Below are 13,006 nucleotides of genomic sequence, written 5' to 3'. Positions count from 1 at the left end.
CTCCACACCCGTTCATTTGAGTGCGGCTCGGGCAGGCTGGCGTAGGCGTGGAATGGGGAGAAGCGGCGGAGCGTACATAAGTACGTGAGCACTTCGAGCCGTTTCACAACACCCGCCAGTCAAGCGAGCCACGCTCAAATCAATGTTTGAACATGATGTGGCGCACCGCTGTGTAATCCTCGAGCCCGTACATGGACATGTCCTTGCCGTAACCCGATAGCTTCTGCCCGCCGTGCGGCATTTCGCTCACCAGCATGAAGTGCGTATTTACCCAGGTGCAGCCATATTGCAAACGTGCAGCCAGGCGGTGTGCGCGCCCGACATCTTGAGTCCACACCGAAGAAGCCAGGCCGTAATCGGAGTCGTTGGCCCACTCCAGCGCTTGGGCTTCGTCTTCAAACTCTGTGACTGAGACCACAGGCCCAAACACTTCGCGCTGGACGATTTCGTCGTCCTGGCGTGCGCCGGCGAGTACCGTCGGCTCAAAGAAGAAACCATCGCCCGCAACCTTTTTACCGCCCGTCACCACGCTGATATGCGGCTGAGCTGCTGCGCGCTGAACAAAACCATCAACGCGATCACGATGCTCGGCAGTAATCAGCGGGCCAAGCTCGGTTTCCGGGTCATCTTGCAGGCCATACTTGATGCTGCTCACGGCCTCGCCGAGGGCTTTGACGAATTTCTGGTAAATACCTTTCTGTGCATAGATTCGGCAGGCGGCGGTGCAGTCTTGTCCGGCGTTATAGAAGCCGAAACTGCGGATGCCCTCAACGGCGGCGTCGATGTCGGCGTCGTCGAAAATCAGCACCGGCGCCTTGCCGCCCAACTCCATGTGCATGCGCTTAACGGTGTCGGCGGTGCTGGAGATAATGTTCGAGCCCGTGGCCACCGAACCTGTGAGCGAGACCATGCGTACTTTGCTGTGCGTAGTCAGCGGCTGGCCCACGGAAGGGCCGCGGCCGAAGACGATGTTGACCACGCCGGCGGGGAAGATTTCAGCCAGCAATTCGCCCAGTTTCAGGGCGGTCAGTGGTGTTTGCTCGGAAGGCTTGAGCACCACGGTATTGCCCGCGGCGAGTGCCGGAGCGATTTTCCACGCGACCATCATCAGCGGGTAGTTCCACGGCGCAATCGAAGCCACCACGCCAATCGGGTCGCGGCGGATCATCGAGGTGTGCCCCGGCAGGTATTCGCCCGCTGCCGAGCCATTAAGGCAGCGACTGGCACCGGCGAAGAAGCGGAATACGTCGGCAATGGCCGGGATTTCATCGCCCAGCGCGGCCGCGTATGGCTTGCCGCAGTTGTCGGATTCGAGCTTGGCGAAGGTTTCCGCCTGCGCTTCGATGGCATCAGCCAGGCGTAGCAACAACAGGGAGCGATCTTTTGGCGCGGTTTGCGACCAGCTTTCAAACGCCGCATCGGCGGCTTGAACGGCGGCATCGACCTGCTCGCTGCTGGCCTCGTTGATGTGCAGCAGTGCCGTTCCAAGAGACGGGTTGAGCACTGGCTGGCTGGTGCCTTCGCCGTTAACGAGTTGGCCGTTGATGAGCATTTTGCTTTGCATCTGTGCAATCCTCTTGTCGGAATTTATTAGCTGCGTGTCACGCGCACGCAGTGGTTTGAATCAGTTATTTGCCGCCGCTACCCGCGACGCTTTCGCTGCTCTTGGTCAGGTAATACGCACCCAGAATCGGCACCATAGTCACCAGCATCACCATCATGGCGACGACGTTGGTCACCGGCACATCGCGTGGGCGGCTCAGTTGGTTGAGCAGCCACAGCGGCAGTGTCCGTTCGTGGCCGGCGGTAAAGGTGGTGACGATAATTTCATCGAACGACAGGGCAAACGCGAGCATGCCGCCGGCCAGCAGTGCCGAGCTGAGGTTGGGCAGAATGATGTAGCGGAAGGTCTGCCAGCCATCTGCACCGAGGTCCATGCTGGCTTCGATCAGGCTGTGCGAGGTGCGACGAAAGCGGGCGATGACGTTGTTGTAGACGATCACCACACAGAACGTTGCGTGGCCGATCACGATGGTCATAACTCCCGGCTCGATACCGAAGCGCTTGAAGGCTGCCAGCAAGGCCAGGCCGGTAATAATGCCGGGCAGGGCGATTGGCAGAATCAGCAGCATCGAAATGCTCTCTTTGCCGAAGAAGTCGCGCCGATACAGCGCCGCTGCCGCCAGTGTGCCGAGCACCATGGCGATCAGCGTGGCGATGCTGGCGATTTGCAGCGACAGCTTGATCGACTCAAGTACATCCTCCCGCGCAAACGCCACGCTGAACCAATCCAGAGTGAAGCCTTGCGGCGGAAAACTGAAGGCCGCGTCTTCGGTGTTGAAGGCGTACAAAAAGATGATGAAGATCGGGAAGTGCAGGAATACCAGCCCGCCCCATGCGGCGATCTTCAGGCCCAGCGAAGCTTTTTCAGAGTGCATCGAAGGCCCCCAGACGTTTGACGACAGACAAATAAATGGCGATTAACACAATCGGCACCAGGGTGAAGGCGGCGGCCATCGGCATATTGCCGATCGCGCCTTGCTGGGCGTAGACCATGCTGCCGATGAAGTAGCCGGGCGGGCCGATCAGTTGCGGCACGATGAAGTCGCCCAGGGTCAGTGAGAAAGTGAAGATCGAACCCGCCGCAATGCCCGGAATCGACAGCGGCAAGATCACCTGCACAAACGTCTGCCAGGGCCGTGCACCGAGGTCGCTGGAGGCTTGCAGCAAGGAAGGCGGCAAGCGTTCCAGTGCAGCCTGAATCGGCAAAATCATGAACGGCAGCCAGATGTAGATAAACACGAAGAAGCGGCCCAGATGCGATGTCGACAACGTGCTGCCGCCCACGCCGGGAATGCCCAGAATGAATTGCAGCAGCGGAGTCAGGCCCATGTGCTCAACGAACCACTGCGCCACGCCGCCTTTGGCCAGAAGCAAGGTCCAGGCGTAGGCCTTGACGATGTAACTGGCCCACATTGGCATCATCACCGCGATGTAGAAAAACGCCTTGGTTTTGCCGGTGGTGTAGCGCGCCATGTAATAGGCAATCGGGAATGCGATGAGAGCGCTGCCAATCGAAACGGCAATGGCCATGCTCACCGTGCGCACGATGATGTCGAAGTTGGCCGGCTGGAACAGCGCCGTGAAGTTGGCCGTGGTCAGTTCCGGCAGCACCGTCATGCTGAAGTCGTCGAAGGTGTAAACGCCTTGCCAGAGCAGGTTGAGCAACGAGCCCAAGTAAATTGCGCCGAACCACACCAGCGGCGGAATCAGCAGCATCGACAGATACAGGTTGGGCTTGCGGTAGAGCAGGCTCGACAGACGATTCATCACGCCTTGGCGTTGCTCGGTTACCGCGATCGGAGTTGAAATTTGCATGTCAACGAGCCTCTGTTGCGGCGTTGTCATGCAGCGTGACCATCGCTTCCCGTGGCCAGCGCGCAGTCACTTGCTGGCCCAGTGTAAGCGCCTGTGCCTGAGTTCCCCACTGCGAGTTGGCCTGGCTGATGCTGAGGTTCTCGCCGTTATCGAGCTTCAGTTCGAATCGCGTGGCCGCGCCCTGATACTGAATATCGTGGAGTACGCCGCTGAGTTCGACGTGCTCGCTGGAGGCGGCGCCTTCGGCAAATTGAATATGTTCCGGGCGAATCGAGAACGGCTGCGCGCTGCCAGTCAGGCGCTGGGCGATTTCACCGCGCAGCACATTCGAGGTGCCGACGAACTCGGCCACAAACGGTGTGGCCGGCTTCATGTAAAGATTGCGCGGGGTGTCGACCTGCTCGATCCGGCCTTTGTTGAACACCGCCACTCGGTCCGACATCGACAGGGCTTCGGTCTGGTCGTGGGTGACGAAGATGAAGGTAATACCCAGTTGGCGCTGAAGCTTCTTCAGTTCGCCCTGCATTTGTTCACGCAGCTTCAAATCGAGTGCGCCGAGTGGCTCATCGAGGAGCAGCACGCGCGGGCGGTTGACCAGCGCGCGGGCCAATGCCACACGCTGGCGCTGGCCACCCGAAAGCTGCGCCGGTTTACGATCGCCATAACCGGCGAGGGCGACCATGCCCAGTGCCTCTTCGGCACGGTTGAGGCGTTCGGACCTGCCCACGCCCTTAACCTTCAAACCGTAGGCCACGTTGTCGCGCACGTTCATGTGCGGGAACAGGGCGTAGTCCTGGAACACGGTATTAACGTCACGCTGGTACGGCGCGAGACCAACGGCCTCGACCCCGTGAATTCGAATTGAGCCGGCGCTCGGGTGTTCAAATCCGGCGATCAGGCGCAAACAGGTGGTTTTGCCAGAGCCGGAAGGGCCCAGCATGGAAAAGAATTCTCCGTCCTGGATGTCGATGGACACCCGGTCTACGGCTCTTACGTCGCCGAATACGCGGGACACATCGGTGAATTGCACTGCAAGGGTCATGTCAAAAAACTCCAGGAGAAAAATAATCCATCCACGCCATCGTTCAGGCTTGCCGACACAGAACGTCGGCGCCGATGGATCTAAAGCTGTCTAGCTACGCAAAAAAATTACCCAGTGGGCGTGTGGTTTGCCCCAGTTCAGTCAACTCAAAAACAGCACTGAGCGATCGGTTCATGGCGCAGCACGACGCCACGCTAACCACCCGCCAGGCGAGCGTTGTGCGTTCACACAACGCCGCCCACGGATCGCGCAATCAGCGCGAGGTGAGAGTTACCGGCCGCCCATGATGGCGATGTAGTCCTGAGTCCAGCGGCTGTAGGGCACGTACTTGCCGCCTTCGGACTGTGGGGTTTTCCAGAAGGCAATCTTGTCGAAGTTGTCGAAACCGTTGGTTTTGCAGCCCTCGGCGCCGAGCAGTTCGTTGCCTTCACACGCCGCCGGAACGGCAGGCAGCGAGCCAAACCAGGCCGCGACGTCGCCCTGAACCTTGTTGTCCAGCGACCAGTTCATCCACTGATAGGCGCACGATGGATGCTTGGCATCGGCGTGCAGCATGGTGGTGTCGGCCCAGCCGGTGGCGCCTTCAGCCGGTACGGTCGAGGCAATCGGCTGCTTTTCAAGTTGCAGCGCGTTGACCTGATACGGCCAGGAACCGGACGCCATCACGCCTTCGTTTTTGAAGTCGCTCATTTGCACGGTTGCGTCATGCCAGTAGCGGTGGATCAGTTCGTGTTGCTGGCGCAGCAAATCAAGCACGGCGGCGTACTGTTTCTCGTCGAGCAGGTACGGGTCTTTGATGCCCAATTCCGGTTGCGCGGTTTTCAGGTACAGCGCGGCGTCGGCGATGTAGATCGGGCCGTCATAAGCTTGCACGCGGCCTTTGTTGCTCTTGCCGTCGGGCAGGGTGGTTTCCTTGAACACGACGCTCCAGCTGGTCGGCGCTTGCTTGAACAGCTCGGCGTTGTACATCAGAACGTTCGGACCCCACTGATACGGGGTGCCGTAATGCGTGCCGTTAACGGTGTGCCACGGTGCATCTTGCAGACGCTTGTCGACGTTCTTCCAGTTGGCGATCAATGCGGTGTTGATCGGCTGTACGCGCTTGCCCGCGACCAAACGCAAGGAGGCGTCACCCGATGCCGTGACCAGATCGTAGCCGCCCTTGGCCATAAGGCTGACCATTTCATCCGAGGTGGCGGCGGTTTTAACATTGACCATGCAACCGGTCTGCTTCTCGAAGCCGGTAACCCAGTCATAGCCTTTGTCGGTTTCGCCACGCTCGATATAGCCAGGCCAGGCGATGATATCCAGTTGGCCTTCGCCTTTGCCGATCGACTGCAGCGCTTCTGCAGCGTTGACGCTACCGGCGGCCAGCAGCGCAGTTGAGAGTGCGCTGAGGAGCAGAGTTTTTTTCACGATCATCGGGGTTCCCTCTTTTCTATTGTTAGGTCGGGGCAGTTAAACGTCGTGCAACAGGTGCCCTTATGGGCGACTTCATCAATTGTTATGTCTGTTCAATCCAGGGCGTTGCCGTGGCGCGCCATGATGTGGCGTACCACGCTGTAGTCCTGCAGAGAGTCACTTGATAAATCCTTGCCGTAACCGGAGCGCTTCATGCCGCCGTGGGGCATTTCGCTGGCGAGCATGAAGTGGCTGTTGATCCAGGTGCAGCCGTATTGCAGGCGCGCGGCCACCTGCATGGCCTTGTCCAGATTCTGTGTCCACACCGAAGAGGCAAGGCCGTATTCGGAGTCGTTTGCCCAGTCCACCGCCTGCTCAAGCTGGTCAAAGCGGGTCACCGTGACGACTGGCCCGAACACTTCGCGCTGGACGATTTCATCGTTCTGCCGACAGCCCGCCAGCAAGGTTGGCTGGTAATAGAAACCGGGGCCGGAGTGCACGGCTGCGCCTGTGACGCGCTCGATGTGCGGCTGGCCGAGCGCGCGCTCTACAAAGCTGGCCACGCGGTCGCGTTGGCGCGCGCTGATCAGCGGGCCGAGTTCGTTGTCTTCATCACGTTTGCGGGCAAAGCGCAGGCTGCTGACCGCGTCACCCAGTTCAGCGACCAGGCGATCATGAATACCGGCTTGTGCGTAGATGCGGCAGGCAGCTGTGCAGTCCTGCCCGGCGTTGTAATAGCCGTAGCTGCGCACGCCTTCGATTACGGCTTGCAGATCGGCGTCGTTGCAGACAATCACCGGCGCTTTGCCGCCCAGTTCAAGATGAGTGCGTTTGAGCGTCTTGGCAGCGGTCTGGAGGATTTTCTGCCCGGTAACGATGTCGCCGGTGAGCGAGACCATGCGCACTTTGGCATGGCCAACCAAGTGGCTGCCAACGCCTTCGCCGCCGCCACAGACAATATTCAGCACGCCTGCTGGCAGAACTGTGTTGAGCATCGGCGCCAGCGCCAGAATCGACAGCGGGGTGTGTTCGGACGGTTTGAAAACCAGGGTGTTGCCTGCGGCCAATGCCGGAGCGATTTTCCACGCGGCCATCATCAGCGGGTAATTCCATGGCGCAATCGAGGCGATCACGCCAATCGGATCACGGCGCACCATGCTGGTGTAGCCGGGAATATATTCACCAGACAACTGACCACTTTGGCAGCGCACTGCGCCGGCAAAGAAACGGAAGACATCCACTGCCGCACTCAGGTCATCCTGACGAGCCAGATGCAGGGGCTTGCCACAGTTGAGGGCTTCGAGGCGGGCGAGCGAATCGGCGTTGCGCTCGATTACATCGGCAATTGCCAGCAAGCAAACCGAGCGCTGTTGCGGTGTGGTGCGCGACCAACTTGAGCAGGCTTCATGAGCCGCGACGATAGCGGCTTCAACCTGTTCGGCAGAGGCTTCGTGAACATGCGCGAGGGTTTCGCCGGTTGCCGGATTGAGCACGGTTTCCGGCGCGCCGCTGCCAAGCACCAGTTCACCGTTGATCAGCAGGTGATGGCTTAGCGGAGTCAGGGTGGCGGAGCTTGCCATAGTTTCTGTGCTCTATTGTTTGCGCGGATAGCGCAGTTCTTATAGTGCGATAGAGACTAGATGGCCTGATCGGTGCCTACAATTTCTTAATACTGAAGGTGGTGTTCGATTAAATAGATGGCTTGCGCCCGGTTGGCAGCTCGCGGGCTACGGTCAGAAACGGGTCAACCAGCGCGGGGCGCGCCGTGCCGCGGCGCCAGGCCAGGCCCACATCGAGGGTCTGGGTCAGGTCGACCACCGAGCGCGCCTCGATAATGTCGCCCTCCAGCGACCATGGGCGATACGTCATGTCTGGCTGGATGGATATGCCAAGGCCGGCAGCCACCAGACTTCGCACCGCTTCGGTCGAGCCGGTGCGCAGGGTGATGTTGGGTTGCAGGCCGGCACCACTCCAGATGCGCTGGGCGTTGAGGCCCATTTCATCGACATTCATCTGAATTAACGGCTCGCTAACGATGTCGGCCAGGCTGATGCTGTCGAGTTCCAGCAAAGCGTGCTGCGGTGGCAACCATAAGCGCAGTGGCGAGTGAGTGAGTACTTCTGTTTGCAGGGCGTGGCGGTCTTCGAGGTTGGACAAAATCAGCACGCCGACGTCGATCTCGCCGCTGACCAGCAGGTGCTCAATATAAGGACGCTCATCTTCAAGTACGCGGATCTCAACGTTGGGGTAGGCGCGTTGAAAGCGGGTGAGCAGGTCGGCCAGGTAGTAACCGGCAACCAGGCTGGTTACGCCGATTGTCAGGCTGCCGGCAACGGTGTCGGTGCTTTGTTGCAGGCTGCGCTTGGCATTATCCACAGTGGCCAGAATCAAGTGCGCCTGCCTCAGAAACTGATGGCCTTGATGGGTCAGTGACATGCCTTTGGCGTGTCGGTTGAACAGGCTCACGCCGATTTCTTCTTCCAGTTGCTGAATCGCCAGAGTCAGGGTCGATTGCGAAATAAACACAGCCTGAGCGGCGGCGGAGATCGAGCCGGTTTCGGCGACGGCGATGAAGTGGCGAATCTGGCGCAGGGTCATCATGGTGTTTTAGGGCTGCTTTTGGCTGCGGTTTAAGCTGAATTTACAATAATGTAGCGCTACTTTCGATTATTTAGATAGGTCGATGGCTGTTTTATACCTTGATGTGGCAACTGCTTAAGCCGTTCGAGCCGGCGTGATCCCGCCGTTTGGCGGACGCCATCGCGTGAATCCGGGCTTGGGCTATCTTCAATAGCCTGAATCGGCTGGATCTGCCGAAGGAGGCATCAATGAACACCAGTGATTTACTTGAGCAGTTACTCAAGTCCGGGCTCTCTGGGCAGGGCGGTGGCGGTCGCCAAAGCACCTCAGGTATGGGCGGTCTTGGCGGCGCGCTGGGTGGGGCGTTGGGCGGTTTATTGGGTGGCGGCGGCCAGAACTCTGGAGCATCCGGCGGCATGGGTGGTTTAGGCGGGCTGCTGGGCGGTTTGCTCGGCGGTGGGCAGTCCTCCGCAGCGCCAACTCAAGCCGGTGGCCGGCAACAGGGCTCAGGCGGCGGGATTAACTACAGTGGCCTGGCAACGCTGGGCATGCTGGCGTTTCAAGCCTACAGCGCCTGGCAACGTAATCAGGATTCCGGCGCGCAGACGGCTACCCGCAATGCGTTCGTTAATGCGCCGCAATCCGAAGAATTGCTGGCCGGACCTTCGGCTGGCCCTGAACTTGAGGAACGCAGCAATGCGGTGTTGCGGGCGCTGATTGCCGCCTCCAAGGCAGACGGGCGAATTGATGAGCAGGAGAAGAAGCTGATTTACGCCGAGATTCACAAGCTCGCGGATGACCCCGGCCTGCAGGCGTGGCTGGATGCTGAGGTGCGTCGCCCGCTGAATCCGGCAGACGTTGCGATTGCGGCGAAAACCCCGGAAATGGCCGCGGAGATGTACTTGGCCAGCGCCTTGCTGGTGGGGCGTCAGGAGGGTGGCGAGCGGGTTTATCTGGATCAGTTGGCGCAGCACCTGGGGATAGAACCCGGCTTGCAGGCGCATCTTGAGGAGCAGATCAACGCTTGATACCCAGACCAATATTCAGCCGGTTGCCAGTGTGTGCGACAGGCTGAATGTTGGCTTATGTCTGCAACCTATGGCGTATGTCGTTCCTTCTGCGCGCGCGTTAGTCTGCGGGTCATCACTCCCATGATCCGACCGCGAGGCGCACATGCAACCACTTCTTGATCGTTATGATTACCTGATTGTCGGCGCCGGCCCTGCGGGTTGTTTGCTGGCTAACAGGCTGTCGGCCGATCCGGCTGTTCGGGTGTTGCTGATCGAAGCGGGTGGGCGGGATAACTACCCGTGGATTCATATCCCTGTCGGATATCTGTATTGCATCGGTAATCCGCGTACCGACTGGTGTTTTGAAACGGCCAGTGAGCCGGGCCTAAATGGCCGTTCGCTGAAGTATCCGCGAGGGCGGGTGCTTGGCGGCAGCAGCTCAATCAACGGCATGATCTACATGCGCGGGCAATCGGCGGATTACGACGGTTGGGCCGCGCAGGGTAATCCGGGCTGGGCCTGGAACGATGTATTGCCGTTGTTCAAACGCTGTGAGAACCACTTTGCCGGTGACAGTGATATGCACGGCGGCAAGGGCGAGTGGAAGGTTTCTGAGCAGCGCCTGACCTGGCAGATTCTTGAAGCGTTTCGCGAGGGCGCCGCGCAGTACGGTATTCCCAGCGTTGCTGATTTCAACACCGGCGATAACTTTGGTTGCAGCTATTTTCAGGTTAATCAGTCGGGCGGCGTGCGCTGGAATGCGGCCAAGGCTTTTCTGCGTGACATTAAACAGCGGCCTAATCTGCAGGTAATAACCGACACGCTGGTTGACCGGGTCGAGCTCAAGGATGACCGGGCCGAAGGATTGCGGCTGATTTATCAGGGCCAGCCAGTGACTGTGCGCGCCAACCGTGAAGTCATTCTGTGTGCAGGCGCTATCGGCACCCCGGCATTGCTGCAACGCTCGGGCATTGGTCCGCGGCCATTGCTGGAAAAACTCGGCATCGGCGTGCGCCATGAATTGCCCGGGGTTGGCGCCAATCTGCAGGACCATCTGCAATTGCGGCTTATCTACAAGGTCAGCGGGGTTAAAACCCTTAATCAGATCGCCGCCAGCCTGTGGGGCAAAATGGGCATGGGCCTTGAATATATGCTTAAGCGCAGCGGGCCTTTGTCGATGGCGCCCAGCCAGCTCGGCGCATTTGCCCGCTCCAGCCCGGAACACGCCACGGCAAACTTGCAGTATCACGTACAGCCGCTTTCGCTGGAGCGTTTTGGCGATCCGCTGCATGAGTTTCCCGCATTCACCGCCTCGGTCTGCAACCTGCGCCCGCACAGCCGTGGGCAGGTGCAGATCAATTCGATTAATCCGGCTGCTGCGCCGCTTATTGCGCCCAACTACCTCAGTGACGAGCGCGACTTGCAGGTGGCTGCCGATGCGATACGGTTGACCCGAAAAATTGTCGCATCGCCGGCCTTGGCAGCTTATGAGCCGCGTGAATACAAACCGGGCCCTGCGTATCAGTCTCAAGCTGATTTGCAGCGCGCGGCCGGCGAAATCGGCACGACCATTTTCCACCCTGTAGGCACCTGCAAGATGGGCAACGATGCCGCCGCAGTGGTGGATGCGCAGTTGCGTGTGCACGGTATTCGCGGCCTGCGCATCGCCGATGCGTCAATCATGCCGACGATCATCTCAGGCAACACCTGCTCGCCGGTGGTGATGATTGCCGAGAAGGCCTCTGAACTAATTCTTCAGCAGCAGGCGAGTGCGGCCGATAACAAGGTGCATGCGCCAGACTTACTCCACGTTTAAACCGAGGGGCGGCTGATAAGTTTGCAGCGATTGCAGTTAGTCGCTTGCCCGGCAGCGGGCGAGCCTCTAGAGTCGCGTGCATAGCCTTGTGCGCTAAAACTGTAGGCATGCCTGCAAACTTGGAATCGGGGAATACTGTGAAGAACTGGTCTGTTCAGCTGCGCATCATCGCAAGCTTTGCTGTTGTGATCACCATCTTGCTGCTCATGGCGGCAGTTGCCTACAACCGCCTGGTAGTCGTGGAAAGAGGCGCGCAGTTGGTGCGTGATAACGCCGTTCCTGGCCTGTATCAGATATCGCGCATACGCAGTTCTTGGGTCGACCACATGCTGCTGACCCGCAAGGAATTGTTGGTTGCCTCGCAGAACAATGGCGTGGCCGAGTCGCAGTTATTGGATCAGGACGAGGCGCAGTTCAGCAAAACCGAGCAAGCGCTGGAACAAGACCTGAGCATCTACAAAACCACGATCACCGAGGCGCATGAGCGCACGCTGATCGCCGAATTCGAACAGCTGCGCAAACAGTATCTGGGCTTGCACGAGCAGATGCTGGCGTTGCATAAGCAAGGTCGCAGTGCCGATGCCTTTGCCCTGAGTACCGGCCAGATGCTCGCAGACTGGCAGCAGGGCCGTGAGGTGTTGAACAAGCTGGTTGAAGTTAACCGCGATGTTGCGATTACCTCGGTGGCGGATATCCACGAGTCCGTGACCGAGCTGGAGCTGAGCATGATGCTCGCCGTTTTGCTCGCGGTTGCGTTGGCGGCGGTCAGTGGCTTCCTGTTGTTACGGGCGATTACCCAGCCAATCGCGCAGGTGGTCAATACGCTCAAGATCATGGGCGGTGGTGATTTGTCGGTGCGCATGGATTTGCAGCGTAAAGACGAATTCAACGCCATCGAAGAAGGCTTCAACAACATGAGCGAAGCCCTCAAAGGGCTGGTGACTCAGGCTCAGCGCTCGGCCGTGCAGATGACCACCTCGGTGACCGAAATTGCCGCGACCTCCAAGCAGCAGCAAGCCACGGTGACAGAGACTGCCGCCACGACCACGGAAATCGGCGCGACTTCGCGGGAGATTACCGCGACCTCCCGTGATCTGGTGCGCACCATGAGTGAAGTATCCAGCACCGCCGAACACACCTCGGTGTTGGCCGGCTCCGGCCAGTTGGGCCTGACGCGCATGGAAGACACCATGCATCAGGTCATGGGTGCGGCGGATCTGGTAAACGCCAAGCTGGCGATACTCAACGAGAAGGCGGGCAATATCACGCAAGTGGTTACCACTATCGTCAAGTTTGCCGATCAGACCAACTTGCTGTCGCTCAACGCCGCGATTGAGGCGGAAAAGGCCGGTGAATATGGCCGTGGTTTTGCGGTGGTCGCCACCGAAGTGCGACGTTTGGCCGACCAGACCGCCGTTGCCACCTACGATATCGAGCAGATGGTGCGCGAGATTCAGTCCGCGGTATCGGCCGGTGTCATGGGCATGGACAAATTCTCCGAAGAGGTCAGACGAGGAATCTCTGAGGTCGCGCAGGTTGGCGAGCAACTCTCGCAGATCATTCAGCAGGTTCAGGCGCTGGCGCCGCGTGTGCAAATGGTCAACGAAGGCATGCAGGCGCAAGCCACCGGCGCGGATCAAATCAATCAGGCACTGGCCCAGTTGGGCGAGGCCAGCGGCCAGACAGTCGAGTCATTGCGCCAGACCAGTTCGGCGATTGATGAGTTGAATCAGGTCGCCAACAGCTTGCGTACCGGCGTTAGCCGTTTCCGGGTATAAA

General features: G+C 59.3%; 10 protein-coding genes. 3 read left to right on the top strand and 7 right to left on the bottom strand.

All coding sequences use genetic code 11. The annotated features are described in order from the left end of the window. Positions 1 to 139 precede the first annotated feature (139 nt). The 7 genes from PMYSY11_RS16205 to PMYSY11_RS16175 all read right to left on the bottom strand — a co-directional run bounded on the left by PMYSY11_RS16205 (position 140) and on the right by PMYSY11_RS16175 (position 8,422). Positions 140 to 1,564 carry a gamma-aminobutyraldehyde dehydrogenase gene (locus tag PMYSY11_RS16205; RefSeq protein ID WP_150547437.1) on the bottom strand — a complete coding sequence of 475 codons (1,425 nt, stop codon included), beginning with the start codon at positions 1,562 to 1,564 and terminating at the stop codon, positions 140 to 142. Between the two features lie 64 nt (positions 1,565 to 1,628). After that, positions 1,629 to 2,438 (bottom strand): ABC transporter permease, encoded by an 810-nt coding sequence (locus PMYSY11_RS16200; protein ID WP_090508945.1) that lies wholly within the window; start codon positions 2,436 to 2,438, stop codon positions 1,629 to 1,631. Then, on the bottom strand, positions 2,428 to 3,378 hold the full coding sequence (locus PMYSY11_RS16195) for an ABC transporter permease (protein ID WP_069899542.1): 951 nt from the start codon (positions 3,376 to 3,378) through the stop codon (positions 2,428 to 2,430). Before PMYSY11_RS16195 ends, PMYSY11_RS16200 begins: the two co-directional genes overlap by 11 nt. Position 3,379: 1 nt before the next feature. Next, complete coding sequence (locus PMYSY11_RS16190) at positions 3,380 to 4,420, bottom strand: ABC transporter ATP-binding protein (protein ID WP_150547436.1); 1,041 nt, start codon at positions 4,418 to 4,420, stop codon at positions 3,380 to 3,382. A 270-nt stretch (positions 4,421 to 4,690) separates the two neighbouring features. After that, complete coding sequence (gene ydcS, locus PMYSY11_RS16185) at positions 4,691 to 5,842, bottom strand: putative ABC transporter substrate-binding protein YdcS (RefSeq protein WP_090508942.1); 1,152 nt, start codon at positions 5,840 to 5,842, stop codon at positions 4,691 to 4,693. A gap of 92 nt (positions 5,843 to 5,934) precedes the next feature. Then, positions 5,935 to 7,401, bottom strand: a complete 1,467-nt coding sequence (locus PMYSY11_RS16180; RefSeq protein WP_150547435.1) for a gamma-aminobutyraldehyde dehydrogenase — start codon at positions 7,399 to 7,401, stop codon at positions 5,935 to 5,937. 109 nt (positions 7,402 to 7,510) lie between these two features. After that, the gene (locus PMYSY11_RS16175; protein ID WP_069899538.1) at positions 7,511 to 8,422 is read right to left on the bottom strand and encodes a LysR family transcriptional regulator; all 912 of its coding nucleotides are present in this window, start codon (positions 8,420 to 8,422) and stop codon (positions 7,511 to 7,513) included. 227 nt (positions 8,423 to 8,649) lie between these two features. Here PMYSY11_RS16175 and PMYSY11_RS16170 point away from each other — a divergent pair, with 227 nt between their 5' ends. From PMYSY11_RS16170 to PMYSY11_RS16160, 3 genes are all read left to right on the top strand, one after another. Then, positions 8,650 to 9,429 carry a tellurite resistance TerB family protein gene (locus PMYSY11_RS16170; RefSeq protein ID WP_150547434.1) on the top strand — a complete coding sequence of 260 codons (780 nt, stop codon included), beginning with the start codon at positions 8,650 to 8,652 and terminating at the stop codon, positions 9,427 to 9,429. 145 nt (positions 9,430 to 9,574) lie between these two features. Further along, positions 9,575 to 11,227: a GMC family oxidoreductase gene (locus PMYSY11_RS16165; protein ID WP_150547433.1), complete on the top strand. Its 1,653-nt coding sequence runs from the start codon at positions 9,575 to 9,577 to the stop codon at positions 11,225 to 11,227. A gap of 137 nt (positions 11,228 to 11,364) precedes the next feature. Then, positions 11,365 to 13,005: a methyl-accepting chemotaxis protein gene (locus PMYSY11_RS16160; protein ID WP_150547432.1), complete on the top strand. Its 1,641-nt coding sequence runs from the start codon at positions 11,365 to 11,367 to the stop codon at positions 13,003 to 13,005. Position 13,006 lies beyond the last annotated feature (1 nt).

It is taken from the genome of Pseudomonas marincola (assembly GCF_900682675.2).
Taxonomy (GTDB): domain Bacteria; phylum Pseudomonadota; class Gammaproteobacteria; order Pseudomonadales; family Pseudomonadaceae; genus Aquipseudomonas; species Aquipseudomonas marincola.
Note: the sequence above shows the minus strand (reverse complement) of the source record. Positions and strands in the feature narration are given on the sequence as shown.